The 17274-nt window shown below is 59.3% G+C and carries 19 protein-coding genes; 7 read left to right on the forward strand and 12 right to left on the reverse strand.

Translation table 11 applies throughout. From position 1 onward, the window contains the following. Positions 1-97 precede the first annotated feature (97 nt). The 6 genes from hemJ (at position 98) to coq7 (ending at position 4712) form a co-directional block, all read left to right on the forward strand. Positions 98-526 carry a protoporphyrinogen oxidase HemJ gene (gene hemJ, locus KJF94_RS23710; protein ID WP_214379184.1) on the forward strand — a complete coding sequence of 143 codons (429 nt, stop codon included), beginning with the start codon at positions 98-100 and terminating at the stop codon, positions 524-526. 33 nt (positions 527-559) lie between these two features. After that, positions 560-1528: an NAD(P)H-dependent flavin oxidoreductase gene (locus tag KJF94_RS23715; RefSeq protein ID WP_214379187.1), complete on the forward strand. Its 969-nt coding sequence runs from the start codon at positions 560-562 to the stop codon at positions 1526-1528. 93 nt (positions 1529-1621) lie between these two features. Continuing rightward, positions 1622-2599: a DUF805 domain-containing protein gene (locus KJF94_RS23720; RefSeq protein ID WP_214379189.1), complete on the forward strand. Its 978-nt coding sequence runs from the start codon at positions 1622-1624 to the stop codon at positions 2597-2599. 62 nt (positions 2600-2661) lie between these two features. Next, the gene (locus KJF94_RS23725; protein ID WP_214379191.1) at positions 2662-3450 is read left to right on the forward strand and encodes an SDR family NAD(P)-dependent oxidoreductase; all 789 of its coding nucleotides are present in this window, start codon (positions 2662-2664) and stop codon (positions 3448-3450) included. 80 nt (positions 3451-3530) lie between these two features. Next, on the forward strand, positions 3531-3869 hold the full coding sequence (locus tag KJF94_RS23730; RefSeq protein WP_150800425.1) for a histidine triad nucleotide-binding protein: 339 nt from the start codon (positions 3531-3533) through the stop codon (positions 3867-3869). 195 nt (positions 3870-4064) lie between these two features. Further along, entirely contained in the window at positions 4065-4712 is a 648-nt protein-coding gene (coq7, locus tag KJF94_RS23735; protein WP_017341092.1) for a 2-polyprenyl-3-methyl-6-methoxy-1,4-benzoquinone monooxygenase, read from the forward strand. Positions 4713-4892: 180 nt separating this feature from the next. On the opposite strand, the gene speD is transcribed toward coq7, so the two are convergent. Beyond that, the gene (speD, locus tag KJF94_RS23740) at positions 4893-5687 is read right to left on the reverse strand and encodes an adenosylmethionine decarboxylase (RefSeq protein WP_214379193.1); all 795 of its coding nucleotides are present in this window, start codon (positions 5685-5687) and stop codon (positions 4893-4895) included. Between the two features lie 239 nt (positions 5688-5926). Next, a complete protein-coding gene (locus tag KJF94_RS23745; protein ID WP_007941657.1) occupies positions 5927-6349 on the reverse strand; it encodes an OsmC family protein in 423 nt (140 codons plus the stop codon). 230 nt (positions 6350-6579) lie between these two features. Here KJF94_RS23745 and crp point away from each other — a divergent pair, with 230 nt between their 5' ends. Then, positions 6580-7224, forward strand: coding sequence for a cAMP-activated global transcriptional regulator CRP (gene crp / locus KJF94_RS23750; protein ID WP_214379195.1), 645 nt, complete (start codon positions 6580-6582; stop codon positions 7222-7224). Here crp and KJF94_RS23755 read toward each other — a convergent pair. The 10 genes from KJF94_RS23755 to KJF94_RS23800 form a co-directional block, all read right to left on the reverse strand. Beyond that, complete coding sequence (locus KJF94_RS23755) at positions 7221-7922, reverse strand: lipoate--protein ligase family protein (protein WP_214379197.1); 702 nt, start codon at positions 7920-7922, stop codon at positions 7221-7223. The genes crp and KJF94_RS23755 overlap by 4 nt on opposite strands. A gap of 155 nt (positions 7923-8077) precedes the next feature. After that, positions 8078-8914: an indole-3-glycerol phosphate synthase TrpC gene (gene trpC, locus KJF94_RS23760; protein ID WP_214379199.1), complete on the reverse strand. Its 837-nt coding sequence runs from the start codon at positions 8912-8914 to the stop codon at positions 8078-8080. Then, positions 8911-9960, reverse strand: a complete 1050-nt coding sequence (gene trpD, locus KJF94_RS23765; RefSeq protein WP_214379201.1) for an anthranilate phosphoribosyltransferase — start codon at positions 9958-9960, stop codon at positions 8911-8913. Before trpD ends, trpC begins: the two co-directional genes overlap by 4 nt. Positions 9961-9969: 9 nt before the next feature. Then, the gene (locus KJF94_RS23770; RefSeq protein WP_033056198.1) at positions 9970-10563 is read right to left on the reverse strand and encodes an aminodeoxychorismate/anthranilate synthase component II; all 594 of its coding nucleotides are present in this window, start codon (positions 10561-10563) and stop codon (positions 9970-9972) included. A 114-nt stretch (positions 10564-10677) separates the two neighbouring features. Further along, positions 10678-12159 carry an anthranilate synthase component I gene (trpE, locus tag KJF94_RS23775; protein WP_214379203.1) on the reverse strand — a complete coding sequence of 494 codons (1482 nt, stop codon included), beginning with the start codon at positions 12157-12159 and terminating at the stop codon, positions 10678-10680. Between the two features lie 71 nt (positions 12160-12230). Continuing rightward, positions 12231-13049, reverse strand: coding sequence for a phosphoglycolate phosphatase (locus KJF94_RS23780; protein ID WP_214379205.1), 819 nt, complete (start codon positions 13047-13049; stop codon positions 12231-12233). Next, positions 13046-13720, reverse strand: coding sequence for a ribulose-phosphate 3-epimerase (gene rpe, locus KJF94_RS23785; RefSeq protein ID WP_008035979.1), 675 nt, complete (start codon positions 13718-13720; stop codon positions 13046-13048). Before rpe ends, KJF94_RS23780 begins: the two co-directional genes overlap by 4 nt. Positions 13721-13800: 80 nt before the next feature. Next, the gene (locus KJF94_RS23790; RefSeq protein WP_214379207.1) at positions 13801-14949 is read right to left on the reverse strand and encodes an iron-containing alcohol dehydrogenase; all 1149 of its coding nucleotides are present in this window, start codon (positions 14947-14949) and stop codon (positions 13801-13803) included. A 218-nt stretch (positions 14950-15167) separates the two neighbouring features. Next, positions 15168-15992: an ABC transporter permease gene (locus KJF94_RS23795; RefSeq protein WP_214379209.1), complete on the reverse strand. Its 825-nt coding sequence runs from the start codon at positions 15990-15992 to the stop codon at positions 15168-15170. A 12-nt stretch (positions 15993-16004) separates the two neighbouring features. Next, complete coding sequence (locus KJF94_RS23800) at positions 16005-17252, reverse strand: ABC transporter permease (protein ID WP_214379211.1); 1248 nt, start codon at positions 17250-17252, stop codon at positions 16005-16007. Positions 17253-17274: the final 22 nt, after the last annotated feature.

Genomic DNA, 17274 nt, shown 5'->3' on the forward strand with positions numbered 1-17274 from the left:
AATAGGGCCCGTATCGTCCTGCGACAACCGGCAAGGTGACGTGCGGACGCTCTACCCTCTACTATCTTTGCCACCGTGAACCTGGGAATAACTAAAAATGCTTTATCTGTGGCTCAAAGCGCTTCACATCATCAGCATGGTCTGCTGGTTTGCCGGCCTGTTTTACTTGCCGCGCCTGTTCGTCTATCACGCCCAAAGCGAAGACACTGTCAGCAAAGAACGCTTCAGCCTGATGGAGCGCAAGCTGTACCGCGGCATCATGGGGCCGGCGATGATCGCCACACTGATTTTCGGCATCGCGCTGATCGGCCTGAACCCGGCCATCTTCAGTCAGGGTGCCTGGATTCACGCCAAGTTGACGCTGGTGGTAATCCTGATCGGATATCACCACATGTGCGGCGCGCAGGTGAAACGTTTTGCCCGTGGCGAGAACACCCGCAGCCATGTCTTTTATCGCTGGTTCAATGAAGTACCGGTTCTGATATTGCTGGCTATCGTAATTCTGGTCGTCGTTCGGCCGTTCTAACTTCAATCAGCACCACTCATCGGGGTACTTCCAATGTCGCTGCCCGCTTTGCTCGAACAACGTTTGCGTCTGCCCGTCGTGGCGGCGCCGATGTTCCTGATTTCCAATCCACAATTGGTACTCGCCTGCTGCCGTAATGGCGTGGTGGGCAGCTTCCCCGCGCTGAACCAGCGTGAGAGCAGCGGCTTCAAGTCCTGGCTGGAAGAGATCGAAGCTGGGTTGGCGACACTGGAGAACCCGGCGCCTTACGCGGTGAACCTGATCGTCCACAACAGCAATCCAAGGCTGCAAGCGGACCTGGACATCTGCATCGAGCACAAGGTGCCGATCGTGATCACCAGCCTCGGCGCCGTGAAAGAACTGGTCGATGCCGTTCACAGCTATGGAGGCCTGGTTTTCCATGACGTGACGACCCGTCGCCACGCAGAGAAAGCCGCCGAAGCGGGCGTTGATGGCTTGATTGCCGTGGCCGCGGGTGCCGGCGGACACGCGGGCACCTGGAGCCCGTTTTCGCTGATTGCCGAAATCCGCCAATTCTTCGACAAGACGCTGCTGCTGGCCGGTTGCCTGAACCACGGCCACGAGATTCTGGCTGCGCAATTGCTCGGCGCGGATCTGGCCTACTTCGGTACGCGATTTATCGGCACCGCTGAAAGTCATGCACCTGACGCCTACAAAGAGATGCTGCTGACTTCCAGAGCGGCAGACATCATCCATACTCCGGCGGTGTCGGGCGTACCGGCGAGCTTTATGCGTCAGAGCCTGGAAGCGGCCGGTTTTGACATGGCGGCGTTGCAAAACAAGGGCGAAGTCAATTTCGGCTCCAAGCTCAAGCCATTGAGCGATGAAGCCAAGGCCTGGAAAACCGTGTGGTCCGCCGGCCAGGGCGTCGGAGAGATCGATGATTTGCCGAGCGTGGATCAATTGGTCGCCCGGCTGGACGCTGAATACCGCAAGGCGCTGGAACTGGCAGCACAGCTACCGAAACGCTGGCCGCGCTGACAGGAAAATTTGGCCAGCCATCCTCGGCTGGCCTTACACTCCGTGCTCGCAGCACTCTAAATACTCAAACACTCGCGACAAGGATGCCTCGCAATGAGCGACAACCGTTTCAAGATCGTATTCGACGGCGCTCTGCTGCCGGGAGTCGACATCACCTCTGCCAAACTCAATCTGGCGCAGTTGTACAAAAGCGAAGTGGAGGCCATCGAACGGCTGTTCACCGGGAAGACGGTTGCGCTCAAGCAAGGCCTGTCGCAGACCGAGGCGCAAACCTACCTTCAGGCGCTGACGAAAACCGGCATCGATGCCCGTATCGAAGCCGAACCCTCGATTGAACTGAACCTGGACGATGTTCAACACCACGCCCCTGCCAGCAGCCAACCGATCTTCGCAGACCCCGAGTCTCCCTACGCACCGCCGCGGGCCACCGTTGGTGAAAACCTGCCGCCGTTCGGCACGCTCAAGCCTTTTGGTGTAGAAGGACGCATCGGCCGTTTGCGCTACCTGGCCTGGACCATGGTCCTGACGCTGGTCATGCTCGGCATCGGGTCGGTAGTGGCGATTTTTGCCATCGCCCTGATCAGTAGTGATTCGACCGCAGGCCTGATTGTCGGAGGCCTGGTGGCATTTTTTCTGTGCATTGCCATTGCGGTCGTCAGCATTCAGATCAGCGTACAGCGCCTGCACGACATTGGCTGGTCCGGCTGGCTCTGGTTACTGAATCTTGTGCCGTTCGTGGGCAGCTTCTTTCCGTTCGTGATCATGTGCGTGCCAGGCACCAACATCGCCAATCGCTACGGCCCTCCACCACCGCCGAACACCACGGCGGTAAAAGTGTTGTCTTCGCTGTGGGTCGTTGTGATTGCCCTCGGCTTTATTGGTCTGTTGGCGGGCGGCTTCAGTGCGATCCAGCAAGAGTACGAAAACGCTGCCGAAACCAGCTATGACAGCGGCTCGGTAACCACCGACGAAGTGGAAGTCGAGCCTGCTGCAGAGGCCGAAGCAGCCCCCGATTCCGCAGACGAGGAAGCCGAAGAAGCCCCGGCCCCTGTAGACTCTGCGAAAGAATGAACAGCGCTCCCCGCCCGTGACACCTGCGTCGCCGGCGCGGAGCTGTTGCGATGGAGAACTGCATGACCCGTTACGCTCTGATCACTGGCGCTTCCAGCGGCATCGGCCTGGCGATGGCCGAAGCGCTGGCCCGCCGTGGCCGCAGCCTGATTCTGGTGGCCCGACAGCGTGATCAGCTGGAAAGTATTGCGATTGAACTGACTCAACGCTTTGGTGTGGAAGTATTGTTTCGCGCCTGCGACCTCGGCGAGCCACTGCGCCTTTCCGGGTTTTTGCTGGAACTGGAGGAAGGTGACCGGCAAATCGACTTGCTGGTGAACTGCGCCGGCATCGGTACCTGCGGCCCCTTCCTGGCGCAGGACTGGATGACCGAACAAGATCTGATCGAAGTGAACATCCTCGCGCTCACCCGCCTGTGTCACGCCATCGGCAACAGCATGGCGTTGCAGGGTGGCGGGCAGATCTTGAATGTCGCCTCGATCGCGGCCTTCCATCCCGGCCCCTGGATGAGCACTTACTACGCCAGCAAGGCGTATGTACTGCACTTTTCCGAAGGACTGCGCGTTGAATTGAAGAAATGCGCGGTCAAGGTCTCGGTGCTTTGTCCCGGCCCGACCCGCACGGCCTTCTTCCGCACCGCACAACTGGACACCGACAAGCTGGTCGACAGCAAACTGGTGATGAGTCCTGAGGAAGTCGCGCTCTATACCGTGAGGGCGCTGGATAAAAATCGCGCCATTATCATTCCGGGTCGCCTGAACCGCTGGTTCGCCTTCCTGCCACGGCTCGGCTCGCGCTGGCTGACCCGGACAATCGCAGGCATGGTCAACAAGGCTTACTGCCCGCGCTGAACTGTCCTACGGTAAAACACTGGGCTGGTGCATCTCCCATGAGTACACTCAGGCCAGCCCAAACAACGGAGAAAACAGCTGTGGATACTCTGTTCACCAAGATCATCAACCGGGAAATTCCGGCGAAGATCATTTACGAGGACGACCAGGTACTGGCCTTCCACGACATCGCCCCACAGGCACCCGTGCATTTTCTGGTGATCCCGAAGAAGCCGGTGCGCACCCTCAACGACCTCACCGAGGACGATAAGGCACTGGCCGGACATATTCTGTTCACCGCCCAGCGTCTGGCGCTGGAACTGGGCTGCGAAGAAGGTTTCCGTGTCGTCATGAACTGCAATCCACTGGGTGGACAGACCGTGTATCACATTCATATGCACGTGCTGGGTCAGCGCCAGATGCACTGGCCGCCGGGCTGATGCACCGCACTCCTTTGTAGGAGCGAGGCTTGCCCGCGAAGGCGGTTTATCAGACGACATCAATGGTGACTGTCAGATCGCTTTCGCGGGCAAGCCTCGCTCCTACAGATCACGGTGACATCCACATGACCCAGCGCAAACCTTCCCTGGCCGATTGGGTTAAACTGGCCGCCGAGATTCTTCCCGGAGGTCAGCATGACTACCCAACGTCACTACTCGCCGATTGACCGTCTTCTGCTGCAAGCCGATGCCGCGATGCGTACCCTGCTGCCCTTCAGTGGCCAGCCGTACCGTCCGTCCCCCGCGATCGTGCAGCCGGAAACGCAAATGAGCGACGAAGACACCCGGCACGTTGCCGGTTTGATGCGTATCAACCACACCGGCGAAGTCTGCGCCCAGGCGCTGTATCAGGGCCAGGCCCTGACCGCCAAGCTGCCGCAGGTGCGCGCGGCCATGGAACATGCTGCCGAAGAAGAAATCGACCACCTGGTCTGGTGCGAACAACGCATCAAGCAGTTGGGCAGCCACACCAGTATTCTCAACCCGCTGTTCTACGGCATGTCGTTCGGCATTGGCGCGGTGGCCGGGTTGATCAGCGACAAAGTCAGCCTGGGTTTTGTTGCAGCTACCGAGCATCAGGTGTGCAAGCACCTGAATGAACACCTTGAGCAGCTGCCGGCCGAGGACGAAAAATCCCGGGCGATTCTTGAGCAGATGCGGATTGATGAAGAGCACCATGCCGAAAGTGCGCTGGAGGCAGGGGGCTTTCGTTTTCCGGCACCGGTGAAGTTCGGGATGAGTTTGATGGCCAAGGTGATGACCAAGAGTACTTATCGGATCTGATTTCAGATTTTTTGTAGGAGCGAGCTTGCTCGCGATAAACCTGAGGGCAACGCGTTTATCCAGAAAACACGCGTTATCGTTAACGTCCATCGCGAGCAGGCTCGCTCCCACAAGGTGTTTTGTGACAGGCATAAAAAAGGCGACTGCCGTGAGGTAGTCGCCTTTTTTGTGTTCGAAGTCTTAGGTCGGCATGTTGCGCGCGTAGAAGATTTCGAGCATTTCGTGTTTCACACGGTCGGTCACTTGAGCACGCTGCTCAGGGGACAGGTTATTGGTCGCGTCGCCGAACAGGTAGTTATCCAGCTCGAAGTTCTTCAACAGCATTTTGGTGTGGAACAGGTTTTCCTGGTACACGTTCACGTCGGTCATCTGGTACGCGTCGCGGGTGTCGTCGGAGAGGTAGTTCTGAATCGAGTTGATCTCGTGATCGATGAAGTGCTTGTTGCCTTCGACGTCACGGGTGAAACCGCGCACACGATAATCCACGGTCACGATGTCCGAATCGAACTGGTGAATCAGGAAGTTGAGCGCTTTCAGCGGTGAAATGACGCCACAGGTAGACACGTCAATGTCCACACGGAAGGTCGCAATACCAGCGTCCGGATGGATTTCCGGGTAGGTGTGCACCGTGATGTGGCTCTTGTCGAGGTGGGCCAGGATGATCTCGGGCAATGGGCCCGGGGATTCTTCGATCTGGCTGTCGGTCGGGGTCACCGGCTCTTCCGAAATCAGAATCGTGACGCTGGCGCCCTGTGGGTCGTAGTCCTGACTGGCGATGTTCAGGATGTTGGCACCAATGATATCGACAACTTCTGTGAGGATCTGCGTCAGGCGCTTCGCGTTGTACTCTTCATTGATGTACTCGACGTAAGCCTGCTGGTCTTGCGGGGTTTCCGCGTAGCAGATGTCATAGATGTTGAAGCTCAAGGTCTTTGTCAGGTTATTGAACCCGTGGAGCTTGAGTTTGCTTTTCACCGTTAAAAACTCTCTATGTATTGCGGCCCGGGCCGCGTGATCAAGCATGCCCGTCAGATGCGAACGACGCACCTGCGTAGGACGGTTAACACCTCTTCGCGATGGCGATTTTGGTTGTCTGTTCGGGCAAGCGGTCGGTCGACTGACGGACCACTACCCTGAAAAAAGTGGCGCATTATGCAGACGTCAGCTTGGGATCGCCAGAGTCTGCACTGCTTTTATGATAGTTGAATGTCGATTCAACCGAGTTCGATGATTTCGTAGTCGTGGGTAATCGCAACACCGGCCGCGCCGAGCATGATCGACGCCGAGCAATACTTCTCGGCAGACAGCTCGATGGCGCGTTTGACCTGGGCTTCTTTCAGCCCGCGGCCCTTGACCACGAAGTGCATGTGGATCTTGGTGAAGACCTTCGGGTCCTCGGTCGCACGCTCGGCTTCGAGGAAGGCTTCACAGCTTTCGACGGCCTGACGGGACTTCTTGAGGATGCTGACCACATCGAAATTGCTGCAACCGCCGACACCCAGCAGGAGCATTTCCATCGGCCGGACACCCAGATTACGACCACCGGCATCGGGCGGACCGTCCATGACCACGACATGACCGCTACCGGATTCGCCGAGGAACATGGCTTCGCCAGCCCATTGGATGCGTGCCTTCATCACCAAGACTCCACTGTCTAAAAAAGGGTCGCCAGCTTAGCACAGGGCCCTGGATTGACAGCGCTCGCCTTCCTAGGACATAACCATCTGCTTCGTAGGTAAATTCTCGAATATTGCAGGAAGTGTCTGGTAAGCTGGCGCCAATTCGCTGGCGCATAGCCAGTTTCGCGGCAACCTCAGTGCCTCATAAAAAAACCAAACACACCGCGCAGTCTTTTCGGGATACAACCATGGTTGCTATTACCCCTACACCCAAAATCAAGAACGTCGACAAGCTGTTGATGCATTGCCAGCGTCGTCGCTATGCGGCCAAGAGCAACATCATTTGTGCCGGCGACCGCTCGGAGACGCTGTTCTTCATCATCAAAGGCTCGGTCACCATCCTGATCGAGGATGACGATGGCCGTGAAATGATCATTGCCTACCTGAACGCCGGGGACTTTTTCGGTGAGCTGGGTCTGTTTGAACAGGCCGGCCTGGAACAGGAACGCAGCGCCTGGGTGCGCGCCAAGATCGAGTGCGAAGTCGCGGAAATCAGTTATGCAAAATTCCGCGAATTGTCCCAGCAAGATCCAGACATTCTTTACGTTCTGAGCGGACAAATCGCACAGCGTCTGCGCAACACCACCCGCAAGGTCGGCGACCTGGCGTTCTTTGACGTCACCGGGCGCGTTGCGCGTTGCTTGCTGGAATTGTGCAAACAGCCCGACGCCATGACCCATCCCGATGGCATGCAGATCAAGGTGACTCGTCAGGAAATCGGGCGGATTGTCGGGTGTTCCCGGGAGATGGTTGGCCGCGTCCTCAAGGATCTGGAGGAACGCAACCTGGTCGACGTCAAAGGCAAGACCATGGTGGTCTTCGGTACGCGCTAAACCTTGAACATGTCCGCCAGCAACTGGCGATAGAGCGCGTCGAGCCGCTCCAGTGCATCGGGCGCCGCAAATTTTTCATGCAAGGCGATGTGGCTCTCGGCGCGAACCCGCTGATCCAGACCGCACGCCTCGTTGAAGCGATTGACTGCCGCGACCATCGATTCGCGCTCGTCATCCAACAACAAAGCACCATGCACCAACCCGACCGGACGTGAACCACCCTTGCTTTGACGCCAGCGCTGAGCGGTGCCGACCATCTTGCGTCCGTCGAGGTTGACGTTGAAACGGCCGTCGCAGAATGCGCCATCCACTTCGCCCAGAGACGAAACGCCGCCCAGTTCATCCAGCAACTGACAAATCGGGTCGCAGAGTCGGCGATAAGCGGTTTCGATGCGGTTCTGGTCGCCCTCGCTGCGTGGCGGCGCGTAGACCAGCGCGATGTTGATGGTTGATGCCGATTGCGGCACCGGTTCGCCGCCGGTTTCTCGCAACAGTACTGGCCAACCTGCGGCGGCAGATACTTCGCAGGCGGCGTCGAAACCAGGCAGGCGATTCAAGCGGCGTGGCATGACCAGTGCTTTGTCACTTGGCTGCCAGAACAGCAGACCGAATTCCGAGTCGCCGCTGCAGACTGAGGCCAGCAAATCCTGTTCGGCTTGCAGGCCGGCTTCGATGGTCAAGGAAATAGGAGAGGTCATAAGGTCTTCCATAGGACGGTCAGTCTGTGGTGCTTCTTATGCCGCCATCGCCGGCAAGCCGGTCTCGCTCCCACATTGGATCTTTGCCGTTAGCAAAACCCTTGTGGGAGCGAGACCGGCTTGCCGGCGATGGCGTCGACTCGGTCTGCAGGTTATCAGTCGAGTGTCGAACCACTCACAGCAGTCCCACGCTCAGGGAAGAACAGACGCTGCAGTTCGGTGCCCGGGCTTTCGGCGCGCATGAACGCTTCACCCACCAGGAATGCATACACGTCGCTGATTTCCATCAGCTCGACATCGGCCCGATTGAGAATGCCGCTTTCAGTGATGACCAGACGGTCACGCGGAATCCGCGGCAACAGGTCGAGGGTGGTTTCCAGGCTGACTTCGAACGTGTGCAGGTTGCGGTTGTTCACGCCGACCAGCGGAGTATCGAGGGTTTTCAAGGCCCGCTCCAACTCGTCGCCATCGTGGACTTCCACCAGCACATCGAGGCCGACGCTTTTGGCCACTGCCGCCAGTTCGGCCATTTTCACGTCATCCAGTGCGGAGACGATCAACAGCACGCAGTCAGCGCCCAACGCACGGGCTTCGACGATCTGGTATGGATCGATCATGAAATCCTTGCGGATCACCGGCAGTTTGCACGCCGCCCGGGCCTGTTGCAGGTACGCATCGGCGCCCTTGAAGTAATCGATATCGGTGAGCACCGAGAGGCAGGTCGCCCCGCCCTTCTCGTAACTCCTGGCAATGTCCGCCGGAACGAAGTTCTCGCGAATCACGCCTTTGCTTGGCGAAGCCTTCTTGATTTCTGCAATGACCGCCGGGTGTTTCAGCTTGGCCTGCGCGATCAATGCCTTGGCAAAACCACGGGGTGCATCGGCCGCCTTGGCCAGACTTTCCAGCTCCGCCAGGCTCACACGAGCACTACGCTCGGCGACTTCCTGGACTTTGCGCGCCAGAATGTTTTCCAGAACCGTCGGTACACTCATCCCTCATTCTCCACTCTGAATACCGCGGTAAATGCACCCAACTCCTCAAGTTTTTCCCGAGCGAGGCCTGTGTGCAGCGCATCGTGCGCCAGGGCAACGCCTTCTTTCAAACTGGTCGCCAGGTCGGCGGCGTATAGCGCAGCACCGGCATTGAGCACGATCATCTCGGCGGCTTTCTGACCACTCTCGGTCTTGCGCTTGCCAAGTGCATCGCGAATCAGCTCGAGCGAAGCGGCCGGGCTTTCCACCGCCAGGCCGTGCAGGCTCTGGCTCTTCATGCCCAAATCTTCGGGTTCGACCCAATACTCGGTGATCTGGTCATTCTTCAATTCCGCCACGTAAGTCGGCGCGGCCAGACTGAACTCGTCCAGGCCATCCTTCGAGTGCACCACCAGCACGTGTTTGCTGCCCAAACGCTGCAAGACTTCGGCCAACGGCCGGCACAGCGCCTGGCTGAACACGCCCACCACCTGATGTTTCACGCCGGCCGGATTCGTAAGCGGGCCGAGCATGTTGAACAAGGTACGCAAACCAAGATCCTTGCGCGGGCCGGCGGCGTACTTCATGGCACGGTGATGAGTCTGGGCAAACATGAAACCGATGCCGACGTTGTCGATGCAACGTGCCACCTGAACCGGGGTCAGGTTCAGGTAGATGCCCGCCGCTTCCAGCAGATCGGCGCTGCCGCTTTTGCCCGACACTGCACGGTTACCGTGCTTGGCCACGGTGCAACCGGCCGCCGCCACCACAAAGGAAGAAGCCGTCGAAACGTTGAAAATGTTGGCCCCGTCACCGCCGGTGCCGACCACATCGACCACGCCGTCGAGGGTCTTGAGTTCGACCTTGTCCGCCAGCTCGCGCATGACCGACACGGCGCCGACGATCTCGTCGATGCTTTCGCTCTTCATGCGCATGGCCATCATGAACGCGCCGATCTGCGCGTCCGTGCACTGCCCGGTCATGATCTCGCGCATCACATCGCGCATTTCTTCGGTGCTGAGGTCGAGGTGATCGACGATACGGCTCAGGGCTGTCTTGATATTCATGGAAAGTCCTTAGCGCGTGCCGCCGGTTTGTTTGAGGAAGTTGGCGAACAACTCGTGGCCCTGTTCAGTCAGGATAGACTCAGGGTGGAACTGCACACCTTCGATGTTCAACGTCTTGTGGCGCAGGCCCATGATCTCGTCGACCGAGCCGTCTTCAAGCTGGGTCCAGGCGGTCAGCTCCAGGCAATCCGGCAGGGTTTCACGCTTGACGATCAGCGAGTGATAACGCGTGACGGTCAGCGGATGGTTCAGGCCTTCGAAGACACCTTTGTCCTCGTGGAACACCGGGCTGGTCTTGCCGTGCATCACCTGACGGGCGCGGACCACGTCGCCACCAAAGGCCTGGCCGATGGACTGATGGCCCAGGCAGACGCCCAGAATCGGCAATTTGCCGCCAAAGTGTTTGATCACATCAATCGAAACGCCGGCTTCGTTCGGGGTGCAAGGACCGGGAGACACGACAATGCGCTCAGGGTTGAGGGCTTCGATTTCGGCGATGGTGAGTTCATCGTTGCGCACGACTTTGACCTGGGAGCCAAGCTCACCGAGGTATTGCACAACGTTGTAAGTAAAAGAGTCGTAGTTATCGATCATCAGCAACATGGCTTGAGAACCTCTTGAATTCACTGACTATAAAGACTGCCTTCGAATGAGTGACCCGCAGCGTCCAGCGCTTTGTCAGGCAAAGCGACATGGCATACGGGTCACGTTCATCGGTCAGCTTTCCGGGGTTTGTTCAGCCAGGGCGACTGCACGGAACATGGCGCGACGCTTGTTCAGGGTTTCTTCCCATTCCAGCGCCGGCACCGAGTCGGCAACGATGCCGCCACCGGCCTGCACATGCAGCTCGCCGTTCTTGATCACCGCGGTGCGAATGGCAATCGCGGTGTCCATGTTGCCGTTCCAGGCGAAGTAACCGACCGCGCCGCCGTAGACGCCACGCTTGACCGGTTCCAGTTCGTCGATGATTTCCATGGCGCGAATCTTCGGTGCGCCGGACAAGGTGCCCGCCGGCAGGATCGCCCGCAGCGCATCCATCGCCGTCAACCCGGCCTTCAGTTGCCCGGTGACGTTGGAAACGATGTGCATCACGTTGGAATAACGCTCGATGACCATCTTCTCGGTGAGCTTCACAGAACCGATTTCCGAGACGCGACCGGTGTCGTTACGGCCCAGGTCGATGAGCATCAGGTGTTCGGCGATTTCCTTGTCGTCGGACAGCAGGTCTTTTTCCAGTGCCAGATCCGCTTCTTCGTTGGCCCCACGCGGCCGGGTGCCGGCAATCGGGCGCACGGTGATCAGGTTGTCTTCGACCCGCACCAGCACTTCCGGCGAACTGCCGACGACATGGAAGTCGCCGAAGTTGAAAAAGTACATGTAAGGCGTCGGGTTGAAGCAGCGCAGCGCCCGGTACAGATCAATCGGCGCAGCCTTGAAGTCGATCGACATGCGCTGGGACGGCACGACCTGCATGCAGTCACCGGCGAGGATGTATTCCTTGATGGTGTCGACGGCTTTTTCGTAATCGTCCTGGGTGAAACTGGAACGGAACACCGGATCAGCCGATTGTTGCTTGCTGAAATCCAGGCCACGGCGCGGGGTGATGGGCTGGCGGAGTTTTTCCAGCAGCTCTTCCAGGCGCGCCTGACCTTGCTCGAAGGCATCGTCCTGCGACGGGTCGGCGAGGACAATCGCGTGCATCTTGCCGGCGAGGTTGTCGAACACCACCACCGCATCGGACACCATCAGCAAAATGTCCGGTACGCCCAACGGGTCCGGGTTCGGGCACTTGCCCAGACGCTTCTCCACATAGCGCACGCAGTCGTAGCCGAAGTAACCCACCAGACCGCCGTTGAAACGCGGCAGGCCGGGGATGGTCGGTACGTTGTAGCGGGCTTTGAAGGCTTCGACGAAGGCCAGTGGATCTTCCGCTTCGTGGCTTTCGATCTCGACGCCGTCATGAGTCACGCTGACGTGATGGTCATGAACGCGCAGCACGGTGCGGCACGGCAGGCCGATGATCGAGTAACGGCCCCACTTCTCCCCGCCCTGAACGGATTCAAGCAGATAGGAATTGGGCTCGTCAGCCAGTTTCAAATAGATCGACAGCGGCGTGTCGAAGTCGGCCAGGGTTTCGCAGGCAAGCGGGATGCGGTTATAGCCGGCAGCGGCCAAACGCAGGAATTCTTCGCGGATCATGGAGTAGCCTCGTGGCTTGAGGTGCTAACAGTCAGGTATGCAAACGCGCCGGTATACCGGCCAGGAACAAGTCAGGCGCGCCAACGCCAGCGGGCCAGGGCCTTGATGACTTTCATCCAGAGTTTGCGAGTGACCACCACGATGGCGTTTCCAGAAGGGGGTTGAACAGCGTCGGCCAACGTTATCTCAGCGGCCGGATCCAGGCAACCGGGAATTAGCTTGCGCAGGTCGTCGATGACCAGCGCCGGCGACTCTTCGGCAATCGGCCGACCATGGTTGTAGCCGTAACTGAGAGCGACACATTTGACCCCCGCCGCTTTCGCCGCCAGCACATCACTGCGCGAATCGCCGACGAACAACGACTGGGACGCCGGAATGTTGGCCATTTTCATCACGAAAAACAGCGCGGCCGGGTCGGGTTTCTTCTGCGGCAGGGTGTCGCCGCCGATGATCCATTTGAAATAGCGGCCGATCTTCATCTGATCCAGCAGCGGCGCGACGAAGCGTTCCGGCTTGTTGGTGATCAGCGCCATTTCCACGCCTTGTTTGTTCAGCCACTTGAGGGTGTCACGCACGCCGGGGTAAACCACCGTCAGATCGTGACCGTCCTCATAAAAGCCGTTGAACAATTCCAGGGCATGTTCGGCTTCGACCTCATCGACACCCTCGGCGTCGATGTGATTGGCCAGGGCCCGGCGCACCAGCATGTGCACGCCGTTGCCGACCCAGTCACGCACCGATTCGATGCCGACAGGCTGACGCCCGAGTTTGAGCAGCATGTTATCCACCGCCGCGGCGAGGTCAGGGACCGAATCGACCAGCGTGCCGTCCAGATCGAACATCACCAGCCGTGGCAGACGCCCCGGGAACAGCTGCTCAAAGCCGCTCATGGGCGGGCCAGCGCCAGTTCGGAACGCATCTTCTCGATGACTTCCTGGTAGTTCGGCGCATTGAAGATCGCCGAGCCGGCCACGAAGGTGTCAGCGCCAGCCGCCGCGATTTCACGGATGTTGTTCACGTTGACGCCGCCGTCGATTTCCAGGCGAATGTCACGACCCGAGGCATCGATCAATGCGCGAGCTTCACGCAGCTTGTCGAGGGTGCCAGGGATGAATTTCTGCCCGCCGAAGCCCGGGTTGACGCTCATCAGCAGGATCATGTCGACCTTGTCCATCACGTACTTGAGCACGTCCAGCGGGGTCGCCGGGTTGAACACCAGGCCCGACTTGCAGCCGCCTTCGCGGATCAGTTGCAGGGAACGGTCGACGTGCTGCGTGGCTTCCGGGTGGAAAGTGATGTAAGTCGCACCGGCCTCGATGAAGTCGCCAACGATGCGGTCCACCGGGCTGACCATCAGGTGCGCGTCGATCGGCGCGGTCACGCCGTACTTGCGCAGCGCGGCGCAGACCATCGGGCCGATGGTCAGGTTCGGCACGTAGTGGTTGTCCATGACATCGAAGTGCACGAAGTCGGCGCCGGCGGCCAGAACGTTATCCACTTCTTCACCCAGGCGGGCGAAGTCGGCGGAGAGAATCGACGGAGCAATTACGAAGGGCTGCATGACGCACCTTTTCTGAGCAAAATCACGATGGCGCGCATTGTATACCTCATGCTTTGGCGCGCGCACCGTGACAGCGATGATCAGTAAGCAGCTCGATAGATCTTCTCGATATCAATCGCGCTCAATTTGCGCGGATTGTTGCGCATCAGGCGCTCAATGCCTGCGGCTTCCACGGCCAGGGCCGGGATAGCATCCTCGGGAACGCCGAAACTGCGCAGGCCCGAAGGGATTTCCACGGCTGCGCACAACGCGGTCATCGCTTCGACGGCTTTGTCCGCGGCGTCATTGGCGCTCAGATGAGCGGTCTTCACCCCCATGGCTTCGGCAATATCCTGCATGCGCTCGACGCAGGCCATCTTGTTCCAGGTCATGACATACGGCAGCAACAAGGCGTTACTGACGCCGTGTGCGATGTTGAAACGACCGCCCAGCGGGTACGCCAACGCATGCACCGCGCCGACGCCGGCATTGCCGAATGCCATGCCCGCCATCAGGCTGGCGGTGGCCATGTCTTCGCGCGCCTGCAAATTGGAGGGATTGGCGTAGGCCTTGGGTAGCGCGTTGGTGATCAACTTGATCGCGCCGATGGCCAGCGCGTCGGTAATCGCTGAAGCATTGAGGGACAAATAAGACTCGATGGCATGCACCAGCGCGTCGACGCCACTGGCGGCGGTAACGCTGCGCGGGCACGTCAGGGTCATTTGCGGGCTGACCAGCGCCACGTCCGGCAACAGATAGTCGCTGACGATGCCCTTTTTCAGCTGCGCGACCTTGTCGGAAAGGATCGCGACGTTGGTCACTTCCGAACCGGTGCCGGCGGTGGTCGGGATGGCGATCAGCGGTGGGCCTTTGCGCGGCACCTGGTCGATGCCGAACAGATCTTCCAGGTCGCCGTGGTAACCGGCGTAGGCCGCGACGCTTTTGGCAATGTCGATCGCGCTGCCACCGCCCAGACCGATCAGACCGTCATGCCCGCCTTCGCGGTAAACACGCATGCAGTCTTCGACGATGGCGATTTCCGGGTCTGGCAGTACACGGTCGAAAATCTCGTAGCTTCGGTCCCCCAGCTGCGCGAGTGCCAGCTCGACCGTGCCGGACTTGACCAGCGCGGCGTCGGTGACGATCAGCGGGTTGTCGATGTCCAGGCGCGTGAGTTCGGCGGCCAGTTGCTCGATGGCCCCTGCGCCGGTGATCAGTTTGTGAGCGATTTTGAAAGAGGAAAGACTCATCGTGCGCAGCCTCTTATAGATAGGGGAGCTGGGCACAATAGTAGCTGGGGATTGGGGTTTGTCTGCTATTCAGGGTGTGAATGATCAAACATAGGAAACAACATAAATCTAATGTAGGAGCGAAGCTTGCTCGCGAAGGGGCCATGTCAGTCAACATCGATGCTGAATGTTATGGCCTCTTCGCGAGCAAGCTTCGCTCCTACAAAATCAAAAGCTCATCAGACTTGGGCTGTACGCAATTTTTCGCTGCGCCCACGCAGCCATTCCAGGGTCAGCAGCAGGATCACCGAGAAGGCGATCAGCAGCGTTGCCGCGGCGGCAATGGTCGGGCTGAGGTTTTCGCGGATACCGCTGAACATCTGCCGTGGCAAGGTCGCTTGCTCGGGACCGGCGAGGAACAGCGTCACCACCACTTCATCGAACGACGTCGCGAAGGCAAACAGCGCACCGGAGATCACGCCGGGCGCAATCAGCGGCAAGGTCACGCGACGAAACGCGGTCAGCGGCGAAGCCCCGAGGCTGGCAGCCGCACGCACCAGGTTCTGGTTAAACCCCTGCAACGTCGCCGACACCGTGATGATCACGAACGGCACACCCAACACCGCATGCACCACGATCAGCGAGAAGAAGCTGTTGCCCAGGCCCAACGGGGCGAAGAACAGATAGCTGGCCACACCAATGATCACCACCGGCACCACCATCGGCGAAATCACCAGCGCCATCACCAGCGGCTTGCCCGGGAAGTCGCCACGGGTCAGACCAATCGCCGCCAGCGTGCCGAAGATCATCGCCAGCACGGTTGCCGCCGGAGCAACGATGATGCTGTTCTTCAACGAACGCATCCATTCCGCCGACGCGAAGAAGTCCTGATACCAGTGAAGCGAAAAACCTTGCAGCGGATAGACCAGGAAACTGCCCGAGTTGAACGACAGCGGAATGATCACCAGCACCGGCAGAATCAGGAACAGCAGAATCAAGCCGCAGAGAATCCGCAAACTGTAGAACCACACCCGCTCGACGGGCGACATATAAGGACTCAGCATTTCATTCTCCCCTTAGCTCAGGCGCAGGCGACTGGCGCCCACCAGCCAGCTGTAAATCAGATAAAGCACCACGGTCGCCAACAGCAGCAGCCCACCGAGCGCAGTCGCCATGCCCCAGTTGATGCTGGTGTTGGTGTAGAAGGCGACGAAATAGCTGACCATCTGATCGTTCGGGCTGCCCAGCAACGCCGGGGTGATGTAGTAGCCGATGGCGAGGATGAACACCAACAGGCAACCGGCGCCGACACCGGCGTAGGTCTGCGGGAAGTACACCCGCCAGAAGCTGGCGAACGGGTGGCAACCCAGGGAAATCGCGGCGCGCATGTAGGTCGGCGAGATACCTTTCATGACGCTGTAGATCGGCAGAATCATGAACGGCAGCAGGATGTGCACCATCGAGATGTAAACCCCGGTGCGGTTGAACACCAGCTCCAGCGGCTTATCGATGATGCCCATGGCCATCAGGCCGCTGTTGATCAGCCCGCCCGATTGCAGCAAGACGATCCACGCCGCGACGCGCACCAGAATCGAGGTCCAGAACGGCAGCAGCACCAGGATCATCAACAGGTTGCTTTGCCGCGACGGCAGGTTCGCCAACAGGTAGGCCAACGGATAGGCGAGCACCAGGCAAATGGCGGTGATGATCAGGCCCATCCAGAAGGTGCGGGCGAAGATGTCGAGGTAAATCGCCTGATCGGGCGTGGCCGGGGCGATTTCGCCGAGGTCGTCGATGCGATGATCGACCGCCGCCAGCAAGTAGTAAGGCGTGATGCTGCTGACGTTGCGGCGTACTGCTTGCCAATAGGCCGGATCACCCCAGCGTTCGTCGAGCCCTTCCAGCGCTTCTTTATAAGAGGCAGGTTCAGTGGCGAACGGCAAGGCGCGGGCGGTCTTGGTCAGCAGGCTGCGGTAGCCGGCCAACTCCATGTTCAAGCGCTTGGACAGGTCGCCCAAGGTCTGATTCTTGCGCGCTTCAGCGAGGTCTTCGCTAGCCGCTTTGTACACCGGTTCAGCGGGCAGGCCGCGGCCGTCCCAACCGGCGATGGCCGCCACGGTGCGCGGCATGCCGCCGACCACTTCCGGGTTGCCCACGCTTTTGTAGAGCAGCGCCACGATCGGTACCAGGAACACCAGCAACAGAAACAGCACCAGGGGCGCGATCAAGGCTTGTGCTTTCCAGCGGTTGATCCGCTCGGCGTGCTTGAGCCGCTGCTTCAAGGTGGGGTCAGTGCCCGCGTTCAGGGGAATGGCGGTGGCCATGGCGTACTCCGGAAATCTTTGA

Origin of the sequence: Pseudomonas hormoni, assembly GCF_018502625.1 — a bacterium.
Taxonomy (GTDB): domain Bacteria; phylum Pseudomonadota; class Gammaproteobacteria; order Pseudomonadales; family Pseudomonadaceae; genus Aquipseudomonas; species Aquipseudomonas hormoni.